Annotated in this window: 23 protein-coding genes and 1 other RNA gene; 22 read left to right on the top strand and 2 right to left on the bottom strand. The window is 26.6% G+C overall.

Annotated elements, in window-relative coordinates:
* The first annotated feature begins 58 nt into the window (after positions 1-58).
* From ACQY5W_RS06120 to ACQY5W_RS06085, 8 genes are all read left to right on the top strand, one after another.
* Positions 59-1,468 (top strand): methyl-accepting chemotaxis protein, encoded by a 1,410-nt coding sequence (locus ACQY5W_RS06120; RefSeq protein WP_428024070.1) that lies wholly within the window; start codon positions 59-61, stop codon positions 1,466-1,468.
* A gap of 3 nt (positions 1,469-1,471) precedes the next feature.
* Positions 1,472-1,846, top strand: coding sequence for a response regulator (locus tag ACQY5W_RS06115; RefSeq protein ID WP_428024069.1), 375 nt, complete (start codon positions 1,472-1,474; stop codon positions 1,844-1,846).
* Entirely contained in the window at positions 1,846-3,564 is a 1,719-nt protein-coding gene (locus ACQY5W_RS06110) for a PAS domain S-box protein (RefSeq protein ID WP_428024068.1), read from the top strand. The genes ACQY5W_RS06115 and ACQY5W_RS06110 overlap by 1 nt, the downstream gene beginning before the upstream one ends.
* A gap of 122 nt (positions 3,565-3,686) precedes the next feature.
* Positions 3,687-5,036, top strand: coding sequence for a DEAD/DEAH box helicase (locus ACQY5W_RS06105; RefSeq protein ID WP_428024067.1), 1,350 nt, complete (start codon positions 3,687-3,689; stop codon positions 5,034-5,036).
* A 64-nt stretch (positions 5,037-5,100) separates the two neighbouring features.
* A complete protein-coding gene (locus ACQY5W_RS06100) occupies positions 5,101-7,014 on the top strand; it encodes an ABC transporter substrate-binding protein (RefSeq protein WP_428024066.1) in 1,914 nt (637 codons plus the stop codon).
* Between the two features lie 102 nt (positions 7,015-7,116).
* The gene (locus ACQY5W_RS06095) at positions 7,117-8,244 is read left to right on the top strand and encodes a Fic family protein (RefSeq protein WP_428024065.1); all 1,128 of its coding nucleotides are present in this window, start codon (positions 7,117-7,119) and stop codon (positions 8,242-8,244) included.
* 262 nt (positions 8,245-8,506) lie between these two features.
* Positions 8,507-8,749: a helix-turn-helix domain-containing protein gene (locus ACQY5W_RS06090; RefSeq protein WP_428024064.1), complete on the top strand. Its 243-nt coding sequence runs from the start codon at positions 8,507-8,509 to the stop codon at positions 8,747-8,749.
* 3 nt (positions 8,750-8,752) lie between these two features.
* Complete coding sequence (locus ACQY5W_RS06085) at positions 8,753-10,042, top strand: HipA domain-containing protein (RefSeq protein ID WP_428024063.1); 1,290 nt, start codon at positions 8,753-8,755, stop codon at positions 10,040-10,042.
* Between the two features lie 281 nt (positions 10,043-10,323).
* Here ACQY5W_RS06085 and ssrA read toward each other — a convergent pair.
* Positions 10,324-10,719, bottom strand: a transfer-messenger RNA (tmRNA) gene (ssrA, locus tag ACQY5W_RS06080).
* A gap of 144 nt (positions 10,720-10,863) precedes the next feature.
* On the opposite strand from ssrA, the gene ACQY5W_RS06075 reads away from it, so the two are divergent.
* From ACQY5W_RS06075 to ppk2 (ACQY5W_RS06055), 5 genes are read left to right on the top strand one after another with little or no spacing between them, the layout of a single operon-like run.
* Positions 10,864-12,054: a saccharopine dehydrogenase family protein gene (locus ACQY5W_RS06075; protein ID WP_428024062.1), complete on the top strand. Its 1,191-nt coding sequence runs from the start codon at positions 10,864-10,866 to the stop codon at positions 12,052-12,054.
* Between the two features lie 18 nt (positions 12,055-12,072).
* A complete protein-coding gene (gene rd / locus ACQY5W_RS06070) occupies positions 12,073-12,237 on the top strand; it encodes a rubredoxin (protein ID WP_428024061.1) in 165 nt (54 codons plus the stop codon).
* Positions 12,230-13,366 carry a carboxynorspermidine decarboxylase gene (nspC, locus tag ACQY5W_RS06065; RefSeq protein WP_428024146.1) on the top strand — a complete coding sequence of 379 codons (1,137 nt, stop codon included), beginning with the start codon at positions 12,230-12,232 and terminating at the stop codon, positions 13,364-13,366. The genes rd and nspC overlap by 8 nt, the downstream gene beginning before the upstream one ends.
* Before the next feature lie 19 nt (positions 13,367-13,385).
* On the top strand, positions 13,386-14,309 hold the full coding sequence (ppk2, locus tag ACQY5W_RS06060) for a polyphosphate kinase 2 (protein ID WP_428024060.1): 924 nt from the start codon (positions 13,386-13,388) through the stop codon (positions 14,307-14,309).
* A 3-nt stretch (positions 14,310-14,312) separates the two neighbouring features.
* Positions 14,313-15,431: a polyphosphate kinase 2 gene (gene ppk2, locus ACQY5W_RS06055; protein ID WP_428024059.1), complete on the top strand. Its 1,119-nt coding sequence runs from the start codon at positions 14,313-14,315 to the stop codon at positions 15,429-15,431.
* Positions 15,432-15,433: 2 nt separating this feature from the next.
* On the opposite strand, the gene ACQY5W_RS06050 is transcribed toward ppk2 (ACQY5W_RS06055), so the two are convergent.
* Positions 15,434-17,146 carry a vWA domain-containing protein gene (locus ACQY5W_RS06050; protein ID WP_428024058.1) on the bottom strand — a complete coding sequence of 571 codons (1,713 nt, stop codon included), beginning with the start codon at positions 17,144-17,146 and terminating at the stop codon, positions 15,434-15,436.
* A gap of 100 nt (positions 17,147-17,246) precedes the next feature.
* Here ACQY5W_RS06050 and tig point away from each other — a divergent pair, with 100 nt between their 5' ends.
* The 9 genes from tig (at position 17,247) to ACQY5W_RS06005 (ending at position 26,340) form a co-directional block, all read left to right on the top strand.
* The gene (tig, locus tag ACQY5W_RS06045) at positions 17,247-18,548 is read left to right on the top strand and encodes a trigger factor (protein WP_428024057.1); all 1,302 of its coding nucleotides are present in this window, start codon (positions 17,247-17,249) and stop codon (positions 18,546-18,548) included.
* Positions 18,549-18,565: 17 nt separating this feature from the next.
* Positions 18,566-19,150, top strand: a complete 585-nt coding sequence (clpP, locus tag ACQY5W_RS06040) for an ATP-dependent Clp endopeptidase proteolytic subunit ClpP (RefSeq protein WP_428024056.1) — start codon at positions 18,566-18,568, stop codon at positions 19,148-19,150.
* An 8-nt stretch (positions 19,151-19,158) separates the two neighbouring features.
* Positions 19,159-19,671 carry a peptide deformylase gene (def, locus tag ACQY5W_RS06035; RefSeq protein WP_428024055.1) on the top strand — a complete coding sequence of 171 codons (513 nt, stop codon included), beginning with the start codon at positions 19,159-19,161 and terminating at the stop codon, positions 19,669-19,671.
* 63 nt (positions 19,672-19,734) lie between these two features.
* The gene (locus ACQY5W_RS06030; protein WP_428024054.1) at positions 19,735-21,243 is read left to right on the top strand and encodes a YifB family Mg chelatase-like AAA ATPase; all 1,509 of its coding nucleotides are present in this window, start codon (positions 19,735-19,737) and stop codon (positions 21,241-21,243) included.
* A gap of 69 nt (positions 21,244-21,312) precedes the next feature.
* Complete coding sequence (gene era, locus ACQY5W_RS06025; RefSeq protein WP_428024053.1) at positions 21,313-22,194, top strand: GTPase Era; 882 nt, start codon at positions 21,313-21,315, stop codon at positions 22,192-22,194.
* Positions 22,195-22,307: 113 nt separating this feature from the next.
* Positions 22,308-23,159 (top strand): hypothetical protein, encoded by an 852-nt coding sequence (locus tag ACQY5W_RS06020; RefSeq protein WP_428024052.1) that lies wholly within the window; start codon positions 22,308-22,310, stop codon positions 23,157-23,159.
* On the top strand, positions 23,131-23,814 hold the full coding sequence (locus tag ACQY5W_RS06015; protein ID WP_428024051.1) for a hypothetical protein: 684 nt from the start codon (positions 23,131-23,133) through the stop codon (positions 23,812-23,814). Before ACQY5W_RS06020 ends, ACQY5W_RS06015 begins: the two co-directional genes overlap by 29 nt.
* A complete protein-coding gene (locus ACQY5W_RS06010) occupies positions 23,798-25,147 on the top strand; it encodes a GspE/PulE family protein (protein ID WP_428024050.1) in 1,350 nt (449 codons plus the stop codon). The genes ACQY5W_RS06015 and ACQY5W_RS06010 overlap by 17 nt, the downstream gene beginning before the upstream one ends.
* Positions 25,144-26,340: a type II secretion system F family protein gene (locus tag ACQY5W_RS06005; protein ID WP_428024049.1), complete on the top strand. Its 1,197-nt coding sequence runs from the start codon at positions 25,144-25,146 to the stop codon at positions 26,338-26,340. The genes ACQY5W_RS06010 and ACQY5W_RS06005 overlap by 4 nt, the downstream gene beginning before the upstream one ends.
* Positions 26,341-26,343 lie beyond the last annotated feature (3 nt).

Raw genomic sequence — 26,343 nt, 5'->3', positions numbered from 1 at the left:
TATTATTATTTAAACTAAGTTAATTTTTGATATTATTTTTCTTAATATAGGAGTTAATATGTTTTTTGGTAATTGTAGGGGAAAAGATATTGAAATAGTTAATCTAAAAAAAGAGATTAATGACTTACACGAAAGTTTAAATTCACAAAAATTGGAATTTGAAGAGTTTAAAAACAAAAAAGAAGAAGAGTCAAAAAAAGAGATTGTTAAATTAACAAAAGAGTTAGAAATCTATAAAAATATTTCTAAATTTTCTTATGAAGAAGGTTTAGTAGCATTTGATAAAAACATGAATGAAATATTTAAAAATGATAGAGCAGCTTCGCATTTAAAAGATAGTTCACTTATTTTAAATGCACTTAAAGAAAATCATTCTACAGTTGTTTTAGGTGATTGTGAAGCAAAAATTACTTATCAAAGTTTTGATAATGTTAATATTGCTATTCTTACAAAAGTATCAATTAAAGATGCAGAAAATAGTTCAATAACAAAATACAACAGTGAAAATATTGCTAATGCTTTAACTTCAACACAAAGTGCATATGTTGGTTTATTAGATGATTTAAATTCTATGATGACTGAATCAAAAGAAACAGCTGAAGGTTCCGCAAAAGGTTTACAATTAACTAAAAATATTGTTAAAGATACAAGTGATATTCAATCTCATATTCAATCAGAAAATTCTATGGTACATAACCTTGTAGAAAATAGTAAAAATATTACAGCAGTTATAAATATGATAGAAGCTATTGCTTTTCAAACAAATATTTTATCACTAAATGCAGCCGTTGAAGCAGCAACTGCAGGTGAAGCTGGAAAAGGATTTGCAGTAGTTGCGCAAGAGGTAAGAAATCTTGCTACAAGAAGTGCAGAAGCTGCAAAAGAGATAAAAAGTGTAGTTGATTTAATACAAAATGAAACTTTAAATATTAAAAATAGTTCAGATCAAATTGCAAAAGCAGTTGATGAGACTAAAGTAAGAGTTGATGAGTTAATAAAACTTATGAATGGATTTGAAAAGAACTCTAGTAGAACAGTTTTTGAAGTAGAAAGTATAAGTAATAAAATCTTTATAAATCTTGCTAAACTTGACCATATTATTTATAAAAACAATTTATATAAACTTTTATTTGGTGAACCAAATGGATTTAATGGAGTTGACCATCATAATTGTAGACTTGGTAAGTGGTATGAAAGTGGACTTGGAAAAACAGAGTTTAGTTTCGTAAAATCATATAAACAACTTGAACCATATCATAAAGCAGTACATGATAATGCAAATGCTCTTGCAGATGAGTGTTCAAGTAAAGATGAGATTTGTACTACAGAAGTTATTGAAAAAAGAGTTCAAAAAATCGAAGAAGCAAGTGAAGGTGTATTTGAGTATTTAGATAAAATTTTAGAAGAAAAAAATAATTATTTAATGCATGATGCTGCAGATAAATTATTTGAGAAAAAAAAGGGGTAAAAAATGAGCGATAGAACTTATAATTTAGCTATTGTTGATGATGCTAGTGAGATAATTGAAATGCTATCAAAAACATTATCAAGAAATAAAAAATATAATATCTCTACTTATACAAATCCTCTTACTGCAATAGATAACATTGACTCAAAAATAGATGTCGTATTTTTGGATATTGTTATGCCTCAACTTGATGGGCTTGAAGCATTAGAAAAAATTATTAATAAGAATCCGGAAATAAAAGTTATTATGATGACTGCAAGTTCTACTTTAGATAGAGTTTTAAAAGCACATAAATACGGAGCGACACATTATATTATGAAACCATTTGATTCTATGCAAAATATTGAAAAGAAGCTTGAATTAGTATTAGGTATCTAGTGAGTAAAAATATTTTTACAATTGTTATTTTTCTTTTTTTAGAATTAATTGTTTATGCAAGTTTAATTTATAATCAAAATTTGCATTTTGAAAAGGTTTTAGAAAATATTTTAAATAATGATGACAAAGAGTTTAAAATAATTAAAAACTTCTTTTATGAAGAGATTGATGAAAAGATTTATAACAAATTTAAAAATATAATTATTTTAAAATCTGTTCAAGGTATAGTTACAGAGGATGAGCTTCAAGTAAAATTAAATAAGCTTTCAAAAATATTTATTGATGAAAAACAATTAACATATTTAAAAGAAACAGAAGTTTTTAAAACAATTAAAAATGCAGAAAAAAATATTCTTTTATTTGAAATAAATAAACATACCTTTTCTATATCCTTGATTCCATATTATGATTCCTCTAAAAACTTGAATTACTTTATAAAGTTTAATACTGAAACAGGAATCAATGATATGAAGTATAGAACAAAGATTTTATTTCTAGTTTTTTCTGTTTTAATTTTACTTTTATTAATTCATGGACATTATGTAGATAATATAAAAACTAAATTAGCAATAAAAAATGAAGAGTATAAAGATTTGTTAAAGGCTGTTGATAAATATGTTTTGATGACAGAAACAGATAAGGATGGAATAATAACAAGTGTCTCAACTGCATTTAGTGAAGTAACAGGGTATGGAAAATCAGAGTTAATAGGGCGTCCTCATAATTTGATAAGACATCCTGATATTCCAAAAGAAGTTTTTAAAAAGATGTGGGAAGAGTTAAATTCTGGAAAAATTTGGAAGGGTGAACTTAAAAATATAGATAAGTATGGAAATATATATTGGATTGATGGTACTATTGTTCCAAAGTTTGATAAAAATAGAAATATCATAGGTTATATTTCATTTAGAAAAGATATAACTGATAAAAAAAGATTAGATGAGATAAATAAAAATCTTAAAAAACAAATTGAAGAAAAAATTACTGAGATGGAGATTTTGGATTCAAATATAATTCAACAATCAAAAAAAGCATTGGTTGGGAATTTAGTTGATATTATTGCACATCAATGGAAACAGCCTCTAGCTGTAATGTCCTTATATGCGATTGATATAAGCGAGAGTGTAAGGCATGGGGAGATGAATCAAGCATATGCTGATGAATTGTCAGAAAAATTTAAACGTCAAATTATACATTTAGCTTCCACTTTAAATGGATTTAGAACATTTTTTAATCCATGTGATTCATATGATAAGTTTACCCTTTTTGAAAATATAGAAAATGTTTTATTAATTGTTGAGGATGAATTAAAAAGTAATCAAATTGATGTGGAAATAGAAGGTGATGAAGGTATTAAGATTTTTGGTATTTCAAATGAATTTCAGCATATTTTTCTTAATTTTATAAGTAATTCAAGGGATGCTTTTGTAGAAAACAATATTAAGACAAGAAAAATTTTGATTATGTTTTTTCAAAAAGGTGATTATATTGAAATCAATTATTATGACAATGCAGGTGGAATAAAAGAGAATATTATTCATAAGATTTTTGATTTAAATTTTACAACTAAACCAATAGGCGAAGGCACTGGCGTAGGAATGTATGCAACAAAACTTATAGTAGATAAACTAAATGGTAAAATAAGTGTTAAAAATTATAATGATGGTATTAACTTTAAAATCACACTTCCAAATAAAGATAGAAGAGAAAATAGTTAAAGTTTGATTTATATGATATAATATCGAAAATAAAAAATATATTACTCACAGATTGACACAGTTTCTAGTAACTCTTACGAAAAACCAACCAACAAAACAACATATATTTATAAAAGGCATTTATGACATTTAAAGAACTTGGTTTAAGTGAACCATTATTAAAAGCAATTAAGGATAAAGGTTATTCAAAACCAAGTCCTATTCAAGAACAGGCTATTCCTGTTATTTTGAAAAAATACGATGTTTTAGCAGGTGCTCAAACAGGTACTGGTAAAACTGCAGGATTTACACTTCCTTTATTACAATTATTAAGTAAAAAAGAAATAAAAACTACAAAACCAACAATTAGAGCATTGATTTTGACACCCACTAGGGAACTTGCAGCTCAAGTTGCACAAAGTGTTGATGACTATGGAAAATATCTTTCTTTAAAGACAGCGGTTATTTTTGGTGGAGTTGGAATAAACCCACAAAAAGCACTTTTAAGAAAAGGTGTTGATATAGTAATTGCAACTCCTGGAAGATTATTAGACCATATAGAACAAAATACAATAGATATATCTCATGTTGAGTGCTTTATACTTGATGAAGCAGATAGAATGCTTGATATGGGTTTTATAAGAGATATTAGAAAAGTAATTGCACTTTTACCAGCTCACAGACAAAATCTTTTATTTTCTGCAACATTTTCTGATGAGATTAAAAAACTCTCCGATGGGATACTAAATAAACCAAAGCTAATAGAAGTAGCTAGAAGAAATACTTCATCTGAAATGGTTTCACAAGTTGTGCATTTAGTAGATAAAGACAGAAAAAAAGCACTTTTATCAAAACTTATAAAAGAGGGTAATTGGAAACAAATACTTGTATTTACAAGAACTAAACACGGGGCAAACAAATTAAGTCAACAATTAGAACTCGATGGAATAAGTGCAACTGCTATACATGGAAATAAATCACAAGGTGCTAGAACAAAAGCATTGGCTGATTTTAAAGCTGGAGCAGTTAGAGTATTAGTAGCAACAGATATTGCAGCAAGGGGAATCGATATAAACCAATTGCCACATGTGGTTAATTTTGAATTACCAAATGTTCCTGAGGATTATGTCCATAGAATAGGAAGAACGGGAAGAGCTGGAAATGAAGGTGAAGCTGTATCTTTAGTATGTATTGATGAACATGATTATTTAAAAGGTATCGAAAGGCTAATTAAAACATCTATAAAAAAAGTTGTAATAGAAGGTTTTGAAGTTGATCCAAGAATCAAAGCAGATAACAAAAATAATTCTAAATCTTCAAAAGGAAATAGAAATAAAGAAAAAAAAACTTTTAGAAAAGATAATGAATCTAAAAAAAATAATAATGATAGAAGAACAAAAGATAATTCAAAATTTGCTCCATCAAAAGTGGGAGCAAATAGGGAAAATACTAGAGTAAATAAAAGAGAAAAAATTGGCGTGTATAAAGATTAAATAGTTTAAAGCTTGAAAAATAATTAAAAAATTGATATGATGAGGTAATTATAAAGGGCTAATTATGAAAAAGATGCTTTTATTTTTACTCTTTCTTTCAGTTTTACTTTTTGCAGATAATGAAAAAAAAGTAACTCTTCAACTTAACTGGCTAAATCAATTTCAATTTGCTGGATATTATATTGCTAAAGAAAAAGGCTTCTACAAAGAAGTAGGTTTAGACGTAGATATAAAAGAGTTTAAACCAAATATTGATTTAATCGATGAAATCAAAACACAAAAGGCTGATTTTGCTATTGGTAGGTCTTCTTTATTAATTGAAAAAATAAATGGTGAAGATATTATTGCATTAGGAGCTATTTTTCAAAAATCTCCTTTGATGCTATTGGTAAAAAAATCATCAAATATCAGAAATGTAAAAGATTTAAAAAATAAAAAAATTATGATTACACCTGATGCAGCTTTTTCTGCTTCTCTTTTAGCGATGTTAAGTGCAAATGGATTGGGTAAAAGTGATTTTATTTTACAAAAACACTCTTTTAATATCAACGATTTAATTAATGGAAATACTGATGCTATGGCATCATATATGTCAAATGAACCAATTATATTAAAAGATAAAGATATCAAATATAAAATTTTTCATCCAAAAGATTATGGATTTGATTTTTATAGTGATATTCTTTTTACATCATCAAAATTTATAAAAAATAATCCTAAACTTACAAAAGATTTTTATGAGGCAAGCATAAAAGGCTGGAAATATGCTTTTGAAAATAAAGCTGAAACTGCAGAGATAATATACAAAAAATATAATATACAAAATAAATCATATATTTATCTTATTAAAGAAGGGGAAATTTTAGAAAAATTGGCACAAATCAATGGAGAAGAGATTGGACATTTAGATAAAGAAAAATTAAAAAATATTGTCAATGTATTTAAACTTTTTGGTTTGGTTAAAAATGATATAAATATGGATGATTTTATTTATGATGAAAATCCTCATAAAACTATGAGTGTAGAAATATCTGATAATGAACAAAAGATGATAGTCATCTCTTTAGTTGCTTTAATAGTTTTTTTTATTGTAATTATCTATTTTTATAGTAAAAGTAGACAATTAAAAGAATTATTGCACACAGTTATAAATTCTACAGATGATTTGATATCTTATAAGGATAATAAACTTAGATATTTGGGATGTAATAGGAGTTTTGAAAAGTTTCGTTTAAAAAAAGAATCGGAAATAATAGGGAAAAGTGACTTTGAACTTTTTAAAAAAGAGTTTGCTGATACATTTTATTATAACGATGTAAAAGTACTTACTAGAAATAAAATAATTATCAATCATGAATGGGTATTTGTAGGAAATGAAAAAAAATATTTTCAAACTAAAAAAATGCCTTTTAAATATAAAAAAGGAAAAAAAGAGGGTGTTTTAGAAATAAGTAGAGATATCACTGAACTTCATATGATACATGAAAAACTAAAAGAACAAGCCTATAGAGATGAATTGACAAATATTTATAACAGAAAAGCATTTAATGAAAGGATTGAAGAAAAATTTGATTTATATAAACGATATAAAAGTAAATTTTGTATAGCCATGTATGATATTGATGATTTTAAAAATATCAATGATAGTTATGGTCATGATATTGGTGATAAAGTTTTAATTGAGATAACAAAAGAGGTAAAACAAACTATTAGAAAAACTGATTTAATATTTAGAATTGGTGGTGAAGAATTTATCATCATTTTACCAAAAACTTCGATTGATGAAGGCTTTAATGTTATAGAAAAAGTTAGAGAAAAGGTTACTACTTTGAATATAATTGAAAATAAGAAAATTACAATAAGTATTGGTATAACAGAAGTAAAAGAAGAAGATACTCAAATTTCAATTTATGAAAGAGTTGATAAACTAATGTATGTGTCAAAACATGAAGGTAAAAATAAAACATCAAGGGATTGATTTTGATTTTTTTCACTGAAATCTTATATTTGATATGAATAAGTTGAATTAATCGTATCATTTATGATATGATTATGAAAATTAATTGTATCAGGGTAAAACATGAAAAGATGGATTTGGCAAAAAGATAATTATCCAAACTTTATATATGATGAAAAGAAGCTATTGCCAATTATTGAAAAGGTATCAGCAAAACAAGGTGAACTTATTGCTTTTACAAGTTTACTTAATAATGAAAACTTAAAAGAACGACAATTTGAAGCCTTATCAAATGAAGTAATAAATACTTCTGCAATAGAGGGTGAAAAATTAAAAAGAGATAGTGTAAGAGCATCTATTGGTCGTAAGCTTGGTATAGAAAATTTAGAAACATATAAAAGTGATATTTATACTGATGGTATAGTTGAAATCTTAATTGATGCAAATACAAATTATAATCAATCCCTTGAATTAGAAAAAATATTTGGATGGCACAATTCTATTTTTCCTACAGGCTACAGTGGTATTAATAAAATAAATGTGGCAAAATTTAGGGATATAGATGAGATGAAAGTAGTTTCAGGAGCTATAGGACAAGAGCAAACTCATTATATAGCACCACCAAGAGAACAATTAGATAAAGAAATTAGTCAATATCTAGAGTGGTTTAATTCTGAAAAAACTTCATTAATCAAAGCAGCTATTGCACACTTATGGTTTTTAATTATTCATCCTATGGATGATGGTAATGGAAGAATTGCAAGAGCCATAACAGACTTAGTTTTATCTAAAATTGAACAATCAGAGTTTTCAAAACTTTATTCTATTTCTACAACAATATTTAATCATAGAAAAGAGTATTATAAAACATTGGATTTAACAACAGGGTATTATATAAAAGATAATAAGGGATTAGATATTACTTTATGGATAATTTGGTTTTTGGAAGCATTATATGAGTCTTTGTGTGATGCTAAAAAAAGTTTACTACATATTATAGATAAAACAAATTTTTGGGATAAGCACAGAGATACTGATTTAAATGCCAGACAAATCAAGGTACTAAATAAAATATTAGATAAAGGTGCAGAAAACTTTGAAGGTGGCTTAAATAAAAGAAAATATGAAGCAATCGCAAAAACTACATCTGCAACTGCATCTCGTGATATTAAAGATTTAATTAAAAAAGGCTGTATTAAACAAACTTTAGGAACAAAAGGTCGAAATGTGAGTTATTTTATTGAAATTTAAAATCTTATAAAAAATAGATGGATTAAGATTTCGCTTTTTTGTTATTTCTTTAAAATCATAATTTTTGAAGATTGTATAAATGTATTTTTTACAGGAGTGTCAAAGATTAAGAATTATAAACTATACAAAACAACAATTATAAAGTAATTTTTAAGATTTAAGAATATAAAATGCACAAAACAACAATTATAAAGTTTTTTTTAAGATTAAATAGAATAAAATGTACTTAGATACACTTATAAAAACTTAATCAGGAGATATTATGGCAAAAAATGTAAAAGTCTCTATCGAACCTAACACAAATGTAATTCTAGAGGTAAAAGATTTTGGAAAGCATTTAAAATTTAGAAGAACAAAAGAGGGGTTAACTTTAGCAGAAGCATCAGAACTTTGTAATATAAATATGAGAACGCTTATTCGTCTAGAAAAAGGTTTTGAAGGGGTGAGGCTATCAACTGCAATTCACGTTGCTAAGATGTTTGGTTTAAAAGTAATACTGGAATAAAAAATGAATACATTAATATTATTTTGTGATAAGAAAAAAGTTGCATTCTTAAAGTTTGATGCAAATAAAGAAGAATTTAGTTTTGAATATACTGATTATTGGAAAGAAAATGGTTTTGAATTATCACCATGTATGAAATTTGAAGTAAAAATATCATCAAAAACTATAAGAAATTTTGTTGAAAACTTATTGCCAGAAGGTCAAGGTCGAGAAATTCTAACTAATTTTCATCATATTTCTAAAAATAATATATTTGGCTTAATTCAAATTATTGGAAAAGAAACAACGGGTGCATTAACTTTTAGTTTAAAAGATATTGTTCTAGAAACAAGTTTTAGGGAAATTCCTGAATCTGAATTAGCGGAGAGAATAAGGAACAGAAAGAGTATACCTATTGAAGTTTGGGATGGTAAAGCGAGACTTAGTGTAGCTGGTGTCCAAGATAAGTTGCCAATTACTATTATAGATAGTAAGTTTGGATTCGGGGAAGGTGAACTTGCTTCTACTCATATATTAAAATTTGAAAAAGATACTGATAATATTGTTTTTAATGAATTTTTGTCTTTAAAGTTAGCTTCAGAAGCAGGATTATTAGTTACAAATACTAAATTAATTAAAATTGAAGACCAAGAAGTACTTTTAATTAAAAGATTTGATAGAAAACTAATTGATAATTCAACTATTAAAAGAAAACATATTATTGATGCCTGCCAAGCTTTAGATTTGTCAGTATCCCATAAATATGAAAGAGCTTTTGGTTCAGGGGATATGAAAGATTACAGAGAAGGTGCATCTTTTAAAAAGATATTTTCACTTGTTGGTAATTGTGATTCACCTATTCTTGCAAAGAAAAATTTAATTACTTGGATATGTGTCAATTTGTGCTTAGGTAATAGTGATGCACATGGAAAGAATTTATCATTTTTGATTGAAAAAAACAGTATGATATTAACTCCTTTTTATGATATTATAAATATTACAGTATATGATAATAAATATGAAACTGATTTTGCAATGGGAATTAATGAAGCATTTAATTATGATGAACTTGGTACTTATGATTTTGTAGAATTTTGCGAAGAATTAAATATTAATGTAAAAGGTTTTGTCAAAGAGTTTAAAAGAGTTTCGAATCAAATCAATAAAAGTTTAGATAATCCTACTTTAGTTGAGTTATCTAATGAGAATAAGATTGAATTTTTCAAAAAATATAAAAATGATGTTCAAGAAAGAATTAAAAAACTAACTCCAATGATAGATTATTGTGTTAAATATATATCAAACTCAAAATAATGTAATTCTAGGACTAAGTTTTATAGGTTTAGGAAATCTATTTTCTTTGACCCATAACTATATATTACTTCTTGTAATACCAGTTTTTTTCATCATATCTTGTATTCTTATAAAATTAGTCATGTTATATCCTTTTTGAATTAGTTGTTATTAGATTTAAATCATTATCTCATTGCATAAATGAATTGCAATAGTCAATCTCCTCTGCTACACAAAATTTAAGGGGTATGTTATTACTTGGGAGTTTATAATATATTTTTGAGTTATATTGTATTCTTGATTGGTGGAGATGTGGAGAATTGAACTCCAGTCTTAAAACAGCTACTACCAGCGTCTACATGCTTAGAGGGGCTGAAAAATTTCACTTTATAACAACTCAACCCGCAAGGCGATTATAAAGCTAAGATTTAAAATTTCTCAATAAAAGTCAATCATTCTTTTAAAGATAATCTATCTAGGGTGAACCAGCGATAACCTACATAGATAGAATCTGTAGTGCCAGCCTCCGAGACTCAAGCCGTTAGGCGAGTCAATAAGTTGTTAAACTTACGCAGCTTTTGCGTAAGCTGGAGCGTAATTTGTATTATTTGCGTCTAAAAAAAATGAACCGTATAACGGCATGTTCAGGCCGACATGCAACCAATCCTCACTGCTCTAATCGATACCAAGTCATCCCCATATCAAAGGGAGACATTATATCCTAAAATTCTTTAAATAGAATTTATATTTATGTAATATTTTTATAATCAAATTTTGGTAACCTTGTCATTCTTTAACTATTATTTTAATATAATAGTAGAATTTTAAAATTAGAGGTTTTTATGAAAAAAGGTATATTAATTATTGGTGCTGGTGGAGTTAGTCGTGTTGCAACTGTTAAGTGTGCAATGAATATAGATACATTTGAGAAAATTACATTAGCTTCAAGAACTATTTCTAAATGTGAAGCAATCAGAGATGATATTTTAAAAAATCAAAATGTAGAGATTTCAGTTGCTTCTGTAGATGCTGATAATGTAGATGATTTAGTGATACTTATTGAAAAAGTAAATCCAAAATTAGTTTTAAATGTGGCATTACCATATCAAGATTTAACAATCATGGATGCCTGTACAAAATGTGGTGTTGATTATGTGGATACTGCAAATTATGAACATCCAGATGAAGCTAAGTTTGAGTATAAAGAACAATGGGCACGAAATAATCAGTTTAAAGAAGCTGGAATCATGGGATTATTAGGTTCTGGATTTGACCCAGGTGTTACTGGTGTATTTTGTGCTTATGCACAGCAAAATCTTTTTGATGAAATCCATTATATAGATATTATGGATTGTAATGCTGGTGATCATGGATACCCTTTTGCAACAAATTTTAATCCAGAAATTAATCTAAGAGAAGTATCTGCAAATGGTAGATATTGGGAAGATGGAAAATGGATTGAAACTAAACCTTTAGAAATAAGAGTTGACCATGATTATCCAGAGGTTGGAGTTAAACCTTCATATTTACTTTACCATGAAGAGTTAGAGTCTTTATCAAAAAATATTAAAGGTCTTAAAAGAATTAGATTCTTTATGACATTTGGAGATTCTTATATTGCACATATGAATTGTTTACAAAATGTTGGTATGTTAGGAATAGAGCCAGTTGAACACAAAGGAATGATGATTACTCCTATTGAGTTTTTAACTACATTATTACCAGACCCTGCTAGCTTAGGTCCTAGAACTGTTGGAAAAACAAACATTGGTTGTATCATTGAAGGTATAAAAGATGGTAAAGCTAAAAAAGTTTATATTTATAATATTTGTGACCACCAAGAGTGTTATAAAGAAACGGGTGCTCAAGCTGTAAGTTATACTACAGGTGTTCCTGCAATGATTGGTTCTAAATTATTATACAAAGGTATTTGGAAAAATACAGGGGTATTTAACATAGAAGAGTTTGATGCTAAACCATTTATGGATGAGTTGATGGAACAAGGTCTTCCTTGGAAAATATTAGAATTATAATTTGATAAAGGATTTACAATGCAAAAATATATTTGTACAATTTGTGATTATATTTATGATCCAGAAATTGGTGATGAAGATAGTGGAATAGCACCAGGTACACCTTTTGAAGAACTTCCAGAAGATTGGGAGTGTCCAGATTGTGGTGTACATAAAGAAGATTTTGAGCCATATAATGGATAGTATTGTAAATAGTTTTGAGGAATTACCAAGTCCTTGTTTCGTTTGTGAAGAAGAACTTCTAAAGAAAAATCTTGAACTTCTAAAAAAAGTTCAAGATGAAGCAGGCATAAAAATATTGCTTGCTTTAAAAGGATTTGCTCTTTATTCAACTTTTGATTTATGTAAAGAGTATCTGCAAGGTTGTTGTGCATCTGGACTTCATGAAGCACTTTTAGCTTCTAAAGAGTTTGGAAGAGAAGTTCATACTTATTCACCTGCTTTTAAAGAAGAAGAAGTAGATGAAATAGTATCAATATCAAACCATATTGTTTTTAACTCAATTTCACAGTTAAAACAGTTTGAACATAAAGCTATTGGTAAAACTTCTATTGGATTAAGAGTTAATCCAGAGTTTTCTTCTGTTGAAGTTGACTTATATAATCCTTGTGGAGCCTTTTCAAGACTTGGAATTACAAGAAAAAATTTTGATAAAGATGCAATCTCAAATGTTGACGGACTTCATTTTCATGCACTTTGTGAGCAAAATGTAGATGCTTTAGAAGGTGCTTTAAGTAATTTTGAAGAAAAATTTGGTGAATTTTTACCTCAAATGAAGTGGGTTAACTTTGGTGGTGGACACCATATTACAAGAGCAGATTATGATGTAAATAGTTTAATTCAGTTATTAAAAGAGTTTAAAAATAGATATCCTCATTTGGTTGTTTATATGGAGCCAGGTGAAGCAGTAGGATGGAAAACAGGATATTTAACTGCAACTGTTTTAGATATCGTAAACAATGGTATGGATATAGCAATATTAGATACATCAGCTGAAGCTCATATGCCAGATACCCTTGCTATGCCATATAGAGCAGATATAAGAAATAGTGCTGAAATTAATGTAAAAAAATATAATTATAGATTTGGTGGTAATACTTGTTTAGCAGGTGATATTATTGGAGATTACTCTTTTGATGAGCCTTTAAAAGTTGGTGATAAAATAATACTAGAGGATATGATACATTATACAATGGTTAAAACAACTACTTTTAATGGAATTAAGTTACCATCTATTGCAATAAAAAAATCAGATGGTTGTTACCAAATTGTAAAAAACTTTGGATATAATGAGTATAAATCAAGACTTTAAAATATAAAAGGCAATAACGATGGGACAAAAACGAGATATTATTAATGATGAATTTAAAGAAAATGAGGAAATTGATACCCATCAGAGTTTAAAGCATAAGTCTAAAAATTATAAAAGAAAAAGAAAAGAATTAAAGCAAAAGGGCAAAAAAGTTCAAATTTGGGTTAAAAAAGAGACCTTAGAGTATGAAAAAGAACTTACTCTTTTACAAATTGAACTTTTAAAATTTCAAAATTATGTAAAAGATAAGGGACTGAAAGTCTTGATGATTTTTGAAGGTAGAGATGCTGCAGGAAAAGGTGGTACTATAAAAAGAATTACCGAGCATCTTAATCCTAGGGGAGCAAGAATTGTAGCTCTTGGAAAACCTGGTGATATAGAAAAAACTCAATGGTATTTTCAAAGATATACTCAACATCTACCAAGTGCAGGTGAAATTGTTCTTTTTGATAGATCTTGGTACAACAGGGGTGGTGTTGAACCAGTTATGGGATTTTGTACTACAGAAGAACACCATGAGTTTTTAAGGGAAGTTCCAGAGTTTGAGAAAATGATTGTAAAATCAGGAATAATTTTGTTTAAATTTTATTTTTCTGTTTCAAAAAAAGAGCAAGCTAAAAGATTTAAAAAAAGAGAAATTGACCCACTTAAGCAGTTTAAACTCTCTCCTGTAGATAAAGAATCTCAAAAACTTTGGGATAACTATACAACTGCTAAGTTTTCGATGTTAATGGCATCAAATACTGATACTGCACCATGGACAGTTATTAGAAGTGATAATAAAAAATTGGCTAGATTAAATTGTATAAGATATATATTATCAAATGTGGAGTATCCAGATAAAGTTGAGTCTGATTTATTTAATGTGGATAATAGCATTATAAATTCTGGAACCGAAGAGATTGAATTTATGGAAAAAGAAAACAAATTTGCAAAGGTATAATAGATGAATTTAAATGATTTTGAAAAGACTGATTATAATGGATTATATGTTTCAAAAGTTGCCCATGTAACTTTTGGAAAAAAATATGTAGCAAGATTTCAATATGATAAAAAAAGATATGTAAAAGTTTTAGGTTATTCAAAAAAAGATAATATTACAAAAAGAGAAGCAATAACATTGATGAATAATTATAGGGACAGTATAATTTCTACTCAAGAAGAGTCTCAAGTTGAAATTGAAAATAAAAATCAAACTTTAACTAATAAAGAGTATGAAAAATTAGTTTCTGAAAATAAAATTATGAAAGAATTACTAGGTAATTATAAATCTTTAGATAAAGAAATTATGAAGCATGGTATTCAGAAGATATATGAATTGGAGGAGCTTAAAAACTATCAAATTGAGTTAATTAAGCTACAAAATTATCTAGAAAAAGAGAATAAAAGAATGATTATTCTTTTTGAAGGTAGAGATGCTTCTGGTAAGGGTGGAGCTATCAGAAGAATTACTAGATATATGAATAACAAACACTATAGGGTTGTTGCTTTAGGTAAACCAGATGATACACAAAGAAATCAGTGGTTTTTTCAAAGATATATCCAACATTTTCCAACTGGTGGAGAGATAGTTTTATTTGACCGTTCTTGGTACAATAGAGCAATGGTTGAGCCTATCTTTGGATTTTGTACACATGAAGAACATGAAATCTTTATGGAAGATGTTGTTAATTTTGAGCAAGATTTAGTAAGACAAGGAATGATTCTAATCAAACTATATTTTTCAGTTTCAAAAGATGAACAAAAAAGAAGATTTGATAGAAGAATTAATGACCCACTTAGACAATGGAAGTTTTCAGAAGTTGATATGCAAGCCCAAGATTTATGGGGAGAGTTTTCAGAGAAAAAATATGAGATGTTAAGACGAACTAATTCAAGAAGTGCGCCATGGCATATTGTAAGAAGTGATGATAAGTTTTTATCTAGAGTTGAAGCTATGAAAATTATTTTAAATTCAGTTGACTATGATGGTAAAAATTATGCAGTTAATTTTGAACCAAATGAGCAAATTAATATCTCTGTTCAAAGAGAGTTAATGCAAATGAGAAAATCAGCTAACTACTAATCTTACCAAGGAGACGAAGAATTATCTTTTGAGTTGTTCTTTGTCTCAACTTTTTTCAAAAGTATTGGAATCTTTTTATTTTCAAGTAAATCAAGCCACTTTTTTTCTTCTTTTTTTGACAATATCTCATCACTTATTTTAGATTGGCTAGCTTCTTTTTCCTCACTTTTTTCTTTTTTATTTAAATCATCTTGTCTATTTTGTTTTTCGTTATCTACTTGTTCTTTAGTATCGTTTTCTTTATTTTCATTATTTTGTTTTTGCGTATCATTCTTTTTATTATCATTATTTTTGTTATCATTTTGATTTTGATTATCTTGATTTTGATTATCTTGATTTTGATTGTTTTTCTTTAGGGCATTTTTTACTATTTCTAAATTCTCTTTTGTTTGTTTATCATCTTTTATTTTTAAAGCTTTTTCATACATTTTTTTGGCATTTTCCAAATCATTTAATTTGACATAGGTATTACCCATATTATGAAGTTTTTTAAATTCAAGATTTTCATTTGAAGTTGTAATATCTTTATACATATCTAAAGCACTTTGATATTTTTTTTCTTCATATAAAGAATTAGCAAAATTATATTTCCCTTCTTGTGTATTAATAAAATCTTTAAACTTATTGGAAGCTGTTTTAAAATCCTTATTATTGTAAGCATTTGTTGCATCTTTTATTTCATTAAAATCAAGAATAGATGCTTCTAAATTTATATTTTGAAAAAAAATCAATAACAAAGATAGCTTTAAAACAGACTTATAACTAGGTAAAGAAGAGAAACTAATCAACATCAAAAATATAGCAAATCCCAAAGGATAATAAAAAAGTTCTGTATAGGTTTTTTGCTTTTTTAATTCCACTAATGTCTTTTTTGTTTTATTTGAAATATCATTGATTATTGAGTTTATATCATCATTATTAACCGTATAGTTTGTATATCCACCTTTGGTATTTAAACTCAATGATTTAATATTTTCATTAAGTTTTACCATTACAATATTTCCATTTTTATCATTAAGATATCCATTTTTTGTGGGTATAGGAGTAGGTGTGTTATTTGCTATTGTGATTGTATAAACATTAAGATTATTTTTATTCGCATAATCAGTTTCTTCGTCAAAGCTATCATTATTTCCACCATCAGTTAAAAATATAACATTTTTACTTTTGTAGTTTTTTAATAGTTTATTTGATGCTTCAAGGGCAGAAAATATATTTGAACCATCATTGATATTTAAATTATAATCAAAATTTTCAATTAAAAAGTTAAGAGAACTAAAATCATTTGTAAGTGGAGATAAAATAAAAGATGATTCACCAAATATTAAAACACCAATTGAGAGTTCATTTGGTGTTTTTATTAGATTTAAAATCTTATTTTTTGCCATAGTTAATCTATTTGGATAAACATCTTGAGCTAGCATAGATTTAGAAGCATCTATTGCAAAAATCACAGGTACAAGTTCTTGTTCAATATTTTGTTCTTTTTCATTTGTTACTGGTCTAGAAAGGGCAATTACCATAAAAACAAGTGAAAGAAAAAGTATAATATTTCTACTTTTTTTTGTAAGATTTGAATTGGAAATTAAGAGTTTATTTATAATATTTTGGTCAAATATTTTCTCAAATTTACTTTTTTGGGTAATAATTAAAAAAAATAATATCAATATAGGGATTAACATAAAAAAAAGTACATTAGGGTATAAAAATTGCATAAACACTCTTTTGTGTAGATTTGATTAAAAATTAATTTTATAAAAGCCTTAGTAAAATTTAGATAAAATCGCTCAAAATTATTATATTGGAGAAAAGTTAATGGAATTTAACGCAAAAAGAGTTGACGAAGCTAATGCAGAAATATCTGCAACAATGAATAAAGCTGCAATCGATGCAAAAATAGACAAAATTGCTAAAGAAGCTGCTAAAACGATGAACATTCAAGGATTTAGAAAAGGTAAAGTTCCTGTAAATGTTGTTAAAGCTAGATATGGTGATAAATTGTCTGAAGATGCTGCGAATGAAGTATTAAGAGATTTATTACAAGAATCTTTAGCTAAGTTAGAAATTGCGAATGAAGAATTAATAGGTGAGCCAGCTATTACTAAATATGAAAAAAATGACAATGGTGACATTGATGTTGAACTTAAAGTATCTTGCAAACCAAAATTTGATTTAGGTGATTATAAATCACTTATTCCTGCTATTAAAGAGAAAAAAGTAGCGAAAAAAGATATCAATGAAAGATTAGAAAATCTTGCTAAAGGTTCTGCTCCATTAGAAAAAATTAAAAGAAAAAGAATGGTAAAAGAAGGTGATTTCGCTGTTATTGATTTTGAAGGATTTGTTGATGGTGTTGCATTTGAAGGTGGAAAAGCTGAAAAATATCCATTAGAAATTGGTTCAGGTGCATTTATTCCAGGATTTGAAGAACAAATTTTAGGTATGAAATATGAAGAGCAAAAAGATGTAGTTGTAACTTTTCCTGAATCTTACCAATCAAAAGATTTAGCAGGTAAAGAAGCAGTATTTAAAGTAACTTTACATGAAATTCAAGAAAAAGTTCCTGCAGAACTTGATGATGAATTTGCTAAAAAAATGTTACCAAATGAAGAAAATGCTACATTAGATACTTTAAAAGCTAAAATTGAAGAGCAAATGAAAACAGAGTTAATGTACACATATTATAGAGAAGAATTAAAACCTGAATATTTAGAGAAATTAGTTTCTGAAGTTAAATTCGCTTTACCAACAACTGTAGTTGAGCAAGAAGTTAACTATGCTTTAAATAATAAAGTAAGAACTATGAAAGAAGAAGAAATCAAAGAACTTCAAGAAAATGCTTCTAAAGTAGATGAAATAAGAGAAGAATTAAGAGCTGAAGCAGAAACTTCTGTAAAAGCTACATTTATTGTAGATGCACTAGCACTTGCAGAAGGTGTTGAAGTAAGTGATCAAGAAGTTACACAAGTAATTTATTATGAAGCAATGCAAAATGGACAAAATCCACAAGATGTTTTAAAACAATATCAAAATGCAGGTTATATGCCAGCTATTAAAATGTCTATGATTGAAGATAAAGTTTTAAATAAATTATTTGACGAAAAATTAGGTAAATAAATTAATAGGAAAATTATATGAGTTATATTCCATACGTTGTAGAAAAATCTGGTAGAGGTGAAAGAAGTTATGATATTTATTCAAGACTTCTAAAAGATAGAATTATTATGTTAAGTGGAGAGATAAATGATGCTGTTGCTTCTACAGTTGTAGCACAATTACTTTTCTTAGAAGCTGAAGATCCAGATAAAGATATCTATTTATACATAAACTCTCCAGGTGGAGTTATTACAAGTGGAATGTCTATATATGATACGATGAATTATATCAAACCAGATGTTTGTACTATTTGTATAGGACAAGCTGCATCTATGGGAGCATTTTTATTAAGTTCTGGAGTTAAAGGTAAAAGATACTCTTTACCAAATTCTAGAGTTATGATTCACCAACCATTAGGTGGAGCTCAAGGTCAAGCTACTGATATTCAGATTCAAGCAAAAGAGATTCAAAGAATGAAAGATACTCTAAATGCAATGATTGCAGAGCAAACAGGTCAACCATTAGAAGTTATTGAAAAAGATACTGATAGAGATAACTTTATGAGTGCTGAAGAAGCTTGTAAATATGGATTGATTGACGAAGTAATTACAAATCACAAATAAGAGTTAAAATGGTAAGAGAAGTAATAACTTATCCAAATAAACTACTTAGAACAAAGTCAAAAGATGTGGAAGAGTTTGATTCTCAACTTCACACACTTTTGGATGATATGTATGATACAATGATTGCACAAAATGGAGTTGGACTTGCTGCTATTCAAGTGGCAGTTCCATTAAACGTACTTATTATCTTAATTCCAGATGAAGAAGATATCCAAAAAAAAGACTCTTTAATAGAAGCAATAAATCCTAAAATAGCATATAAAGATGGTGTTCAAGTTTTTACAGAAGGTTGTTTAAGTGTGCCTGGATTTAATGAAGATGTTAAACGAGCTCAGCATATTATTGTAGAGTATCAAGATAGATTTGGAAATAATCAAAAAATGGAAGCAGAAGATTTTTTAGCAGTTGCATGGCAACATGAAATGGATCACCTTGAAGGTCATCTTTTTATTGAAAAATTATCTTTGATAAAAAGAAAAAAATTTGAAAAAGAGTATAAAAAAGCTCAAAAGAGTAAATAAATTACAAATAAATTAATATAAAATTACATATAATAAATAAAATAATTATTATATGGATTTTATATGAAAACTATAAAAAGTGCTACATTAGAATCTTTAGATGCTATTTGCGTTGATGTAGAGGCTACCTTTACGAAGGGGCTACCAAGTTTCTCCATAGTTGGCTTAGCAAGTTCTTCAATACAAGAGTCAAAAGATAGGGTTAAGTCAGCTTTATTGACCAATGACTTTAAATTTCCCCCTAAAAAAATCACTATAAACCTTTCCCCATCTGATATAAATAAAAATGGTACCCACTTTGATTTATCAATTGCACTATTAATTGCTATGTATGATACAAAAGTAAAATTTGATGACTTTTTTATTTTTGCTGAACTTGCACTGGATGGAACACTAAAAGATAATAGCTCAATTTTTCCATCAATATTATCTTTAGCAAAGAAAATAAAAGATTTGAATGTTCTTGTACCAAAATCAATCGAAGAAAAAATCGCAATGATACCTAACATCAATGTATATAGCGTAAAAAATTTAAATGAAGCAATTATGTTTTTTAATTCAAAAGATAAGGAAAATTATAAAGTTAAACAGCCTAAAATCCCATGCGATACATTACAAATAAATAATGAACTATTTTTTTATAATAAAAAATATGAGTTGGACTTCAATGATGTAAAAGGACAAAGACTAGCAAAAAGAGCAGCTTTAATTTCTGTTAGTGGTAACCATAATATTATATTTGAAGGAAGTCCAGGTTGTGGAAAATCTATGATTATAAAAAGATTGCAATATATTATGCCTCCTCAAACAGTAGAACAAATACTTGAAAAAGCAAAACTAGATTCACTTAATCTTATAGAGCCAAATTTTGATGGAAGTAGGGTATTTAGATCTCCCCATCACACTTCAACAAAGGCATCAATTTTTGGTGGAGGAACAAAGAGTTCAAAAATAGGAGAAGTTGCACTTTCTAACAATGGAATACTTTTTTTCGATGAATTACCACATTTCCCAAAAACTATACTTGAAGCTATGAGAGAACCATTGGAAGATTATAAAATATTAATATCAAGGGTTAATTCAAAAGTAAACTATGAAACAAAGTTTTTATTTGCATGTGCAATGAATCCTTGCCCTTGTGGTAATTTGCTAAGTTCGACTAAACAGTGTAGATGTAATGAGATGGAAATTACAAGGTATAAATCAAAATTATCAGACCCCTTTTGTGACAGAATTGATTTGTTTGTTACTATGAATGAAGTTAATTATGATGATAAAGCAGATTTAAATTCTAAAAAAATGCACGAAATTGTCTTAAATACTTTTAAATTACAAAAACAAAGGGGACAAAAAGATTTAAATGGAAAACTAAAAAATGAAGATATAAAAAAATATTGTGTTTTAGATGAAGAGGGTGAAAATATCTTGAACAAAGCAACACAAAATTATTCATTATCATTTAGAAGTATAAACAAGGTTTTAAAAGTAGCAAGAACGATTGCAGATATAGAAAATTCGATAAATATAAAAAAAGAACATATTTTAGAGGCACTTAGTTTCAGAAAAAGATGATTTTATTGTATAATGCGAAAAAATTAGATTTTACGAAGGAAAACTTCGTATTGATTACAAAGGGATAAAATGACAAAATGCGGATATGTATCAGTAATAGGAAGACCAAATGCAGGTAAGAGTTCACTATTAAATTGGTTGGTTGGTGAAAAGATTGCAATGGTTTCTCATAAAGCCAATGCTACAAGAAAAAGATCAAATATAATCGTAATGCACAATGATGACCAAGTTATATTTGTGGATACTCCAGGACTTCATGAAACAGAGAAATTACTAAATCAATTTATGCTTGATGAAGCACTAAAAGCTATGGGAGACTGTGATTTAATTCTATTTTTAGCACCAGTTACTGATAAAATTACTCATTATGAGGCATTTTTAGAAAAGAACAAAAAAAATACAAAACATATCTTACTACTTACTAAGATTGATTTTGTTTCTAATAGTGAAGTATTAGAAAAGATGAAAGAGTATGAAAAGTACTCGGATAAATATGAATCTATTATTCCTGTATCTATAAAAAAAGCGACAACTCATGCTGATATTTTAGATGATGTGGTTAAATACTTACCAGAACATCCATATTTATTTGACCCAGAAATTTTGACAACAGAACACTTAAGAGATATCTTTAAAGAGTTTATTAGAGAATCTATTTTTGAAAATATATCAGATGAAATTCCATATGAAACTGATGTTATCATAAATAAAGTTGAAGAAAAGTCAAATGTTGATGTTATAAAAGCAACAATTATCGTACAAAAATCTACTCAAAAGGGTATGATTATTGGAAAAAATGCTACTGCTATAAAAAGAATAGGAAAAGATGCAAGACTCAAAATAGAAAAACTTACTGGCAAAAAATGCTTCCTAGAACTTTTTGTTTCTATAAAAAAAGGTTGGACAAAAAATAAAGAGGGATTAAAAGACTTAGGTTATGATATTGACTAAGTTTAATTTCTAAACTTCTATAAATTACATAATAATTATATATATGTAATTTATAGATAACTTTTAAGTATTTTAATAATATAATTCATTATTATATTTTTAGGAAACTTAGAATGTTAAAAAAAGTAATTTTATTTGATTCTATTTTTACTACTTTAATAAAAGTATCTGAAGAGATTCTAGATAAAAATATTGATAGCTTTATTATTCATAATCTTAAAGAGACAAATTGTCAAATCAAAAATCACAACATATTTTACACATATTTAAATCTTACAAAAGAGTATTTTGTTTGTTATTATAAAAGCAAATGTAAAATTACAATTATTGATATGATAACTGAACATATAAAAAAGAGTGACATTCATAGTAAAAGAGTTTTAGTCTATTTTGAAGAGTATTTTCTTTTATTTATTGATTCAAAGTTTTATTACTTTCAAAAAATAGAAAAGGAACTTTTATCTCAAGATATTATTGAATATATTAACAAAAGATTTGCCTTTGAAATAGAAGAGACTATTTATATAAATAGTTCAGATTTAACAAACAATCAAATTAAACCAACTTTAGTATATATAAAAGATAACAGAGATATGAAACTCTATTTTTCTTATCTTGTTGTTTTGTTTTTTCTTTGTACATCACTTTTTATTGCTGATTATTATGATAAGTTATTAAAGCAAAATGAAAAAATAGAAAATGAAGAGATACTAAAAAAACACCAAAAAAACATAATTCCTAAAGAAACTTTTTATTATAAAATCTCATTTTTATTTAATAAAATTCAAGAGTTTGATTTGAAAATATCAAAATTTGATTTCTCAAAAAATAGTATAACAGTTATATTTATTGCAAAAACTAGAGAATCTGCATATAACTTTTTCAAAATACATAAAAATATCAAAATTAATTCATTTTTAGAAATTAAGGATGGCTATGAAATTAGTTCAACACTTACTTTCTAATATCTACTACAAGTTATTATTATATCTATTCCCTTTAGTATTATTTGGTATGTTTATTTATATTTTAACTGCTCAAAATGAACTTGATACAAATCAAAAAAATTCATTACCCAAAATAAGTGTAAAAGAGAAAGATATAAAGTTATTTGATTTAGTAGAAGCTATAGAAGAAGAGATAAAGAAAAATAACCTTCATATCAAAAACTTAAAAATAATGCCCAAAAATATCCTATTTCAACTTAATTGTAATATTGAAGAGAGTTTAAAAATTATTGATTTTATTGAAAAATATAGTGATAAGTTAGTCATAAAAAAATTTAATTTTCATGTTTTAAGTGATGGAGTTGTGGAGTTTAATTATGAAGTTGAACTACTTAAAGAGAAAAATTTTTATAAAAAACAAACTGCAAAAATTGTGACCAATGATATTTTATATAGAACTAATAAAATAACCCCAAATATCATCAATCAAAGTATTGAAATAACAATTGATGCAATTGTAAATGAAAAAGTAATGATAAATAAAAAATGGCATGAAGTAGGTAGTTTTATAAACAATAAAAAAATTATTTCAGTAAAGGGTGATTATATAGTGTTAGAAAATAATGGTAAAAAAGAAAATATTTGGATATATAAAAATGAGTTTACTAGATAGTTTTATTTGTGATTATTCTTTAATAAGTACATTTGATTTAGAACTTTTAAAAGCTAAATTAATATTGCCAATAAAAAAAGACCAATATTTTCTTACTATAATTTCATGTGATGATAGTAAAGATATTGAAAAGTTGGATAGTAATTTAGTAATAAAAGAGTTTAAATCATCTAAAAATGAGATTTTATTTTGTTTGGATGATTTTGAAATAAAGCATAATATTTTTAAGTATTATAAAGATGCCATATATTTAAATGAACAAAAGTCCATACATAGTTTTTTTGATTTACTTTTAGATTATTCATTAGAAAAAAAATGTAGTGATATTCATCTTGAAACATTAAGTGATTGTTTGATTATAAGATTAAGAATTGATGGAGTTTTAAAAACTTTTTTTAGCTTTGAAAAAGAGCTTTATTCTATCCTTAGTTCATATGTTAAGCTTATTTCAAATATGGATATTACACAAAGAAGAGAGCCTCAAAATGGAAGGTTTGAGAAAATAATAGGTGCAAAAAAGATAGATTTTAGAGTTTCAACTATGCCTACAATAACTGGTGAGTCTATTGTATTAAGGATACTAGATAATGGAGTTAACAAAAAAAATTTAAACGATATAGGTTTTGATAGCAAAATTTTAAAGAAAGTAAAAAAGTCAATTCTAAAATCAAATGGGCTGATACTTGTTACAGGTCCTACGGGAAGTGGGAAAACTACTACTTTATACTCCATATTAAATGAACTAAATGATAATTCTAAAAAAATTATAACAATTGAAGATCCAGTAGAGTATCAAATAAAAGGCATACAGCAAGTATCCATTAATAATGAAATAGGATTAAAGTTTAATGATGTATTAAAAAATATCTTACGTCAAGATCCAGATATTATTATGATAGGTGAGATAAGAGATGAAGAGTCTTTAAGTATTGCAATACAAGCTTCATTAACTGGTCATTTAGTTTTTAGTACACTTCATACAAACGATTCTATCTCTACTCTTTCAAGGCTTTTTGATTTAAATGCTAAGCCTTATTTAGTTGCATCAACATTAAAAGCTGTAATTGCTCAAAGATTGGTTTTAAAACTTTGTTCATTTTGTGAAGATGGTTGTAGTAAATGTAACTATACAAGGTTTGACGGTAGATTATCATTATTTGAGTTTTTGGAATTTGATGAAGTTATCTCATCTTTTGTGGCTAAAAACTTTGACAAAAGTGAACTTTTATCTTATGCACTAAAAAATGGTTTTAAAACTTTGCAAGATGATGCGAATGAAAAGGTAGAAAAAAAACTCACAACAATTGAAGAAGTTAACAAAGTATTATTTTGAAAAAATATAAAATTTATTATCAAGAAAACCAAAAAATAAAATCTCAAAACATAATAACAAATAATTTAGAAAATGAGAATCTACCAAAAAATATAATTAAAATAAAAGAGATAAAAAAGTTTGATTATAAAAATTTACAGTTGTTTTTAAAGCCAAATGAAGAGCAAATAATTGAGCTTTTTATACAGTTAAGTATAATGCTTGAATCAAATATTTTATTAGCAGATGCAGTTAAAATCTTAATTAAAAGCATCAAAAATAGTTATTTATTGGAACTTCTTAAATCAATGAATAGTGCACTTCAAAATGGAAAACCAATTTTTGAAGCTTTAAAAAAATATGAGAATGATTTAGATCCAATAATTATTCCTTTTTTTAGAATTTTTGAAAAAAATGGAAACATCAAATCTGTTATGTCTGCATTATCAACACTTCTAAAAATCAAAATGAAAAATAAAAAGGATTTAAAGGCATCTTTACGATATCCTTTAGTTGTCTTAGTTACATTTATTTTTGCTTTGAGTTTAATTTTTAGCTTTGTTGTACCAAAATTTGAAAATATATTTTTACAATATCAGATGCAATTACCACTTGCAACTATTATCTTATTGGAAACAAAAAATTTCTTTTTGGACTACTTTTTTTATCTTCTTTTATTTGTGGTTATTTTGTATTTATTTTTGAAATACATAATCAATCACTATAAAGCTTTGTTTTATTTAAGAGATAAAATTATAATAAAATATTTACCAATAATTGGAACTCTATCAAAGACTTATGAGTTGTATAACTTTTTTGTAGCCTTGAATATTTTGTTAAAGTCAAAATATGAATTTCATCTATGTTTGGAAAATGCGTCTATTTTAATTAAAAACAAATACCTTTTGGATAAAATATCGTCTATTAATAAATATCTTAAAAATGGTAAATCAATCGCAGATGCTTTTGAAGCAACCCAACTATTTGATGAGTTAGTTATTAGTTTAATTAGAAGTGGTGAAGCTGGAAGTACAATTGATATTTGTATTCAAAGATTACAAGTTATGTATGAGAAGAAGTTTGACAAAAAAATAAAAACTTTGACTTCTTTTATTGAGCCCATTTTTTTTATACTAATCTCTTTATTGATACTGTGGATTATGCTTGCTATTTTTACTCCTATTTGGAATATGAGTGAGATGTTAAATATTTAAAGG

It is taken from the genome of Arcobacter sp. (assembly GCF_050300555.1).
Taxonomy (GTDB): Bacteria; Campylobacterota; Campylobacteria; order Campylobacterales; family Arcobacteraceae; genus Arcobacter.
Note: the sequence above shows the minus strand (reverse complement) of the source record. Positions and strands in the feature narration are given on the sequence as shown.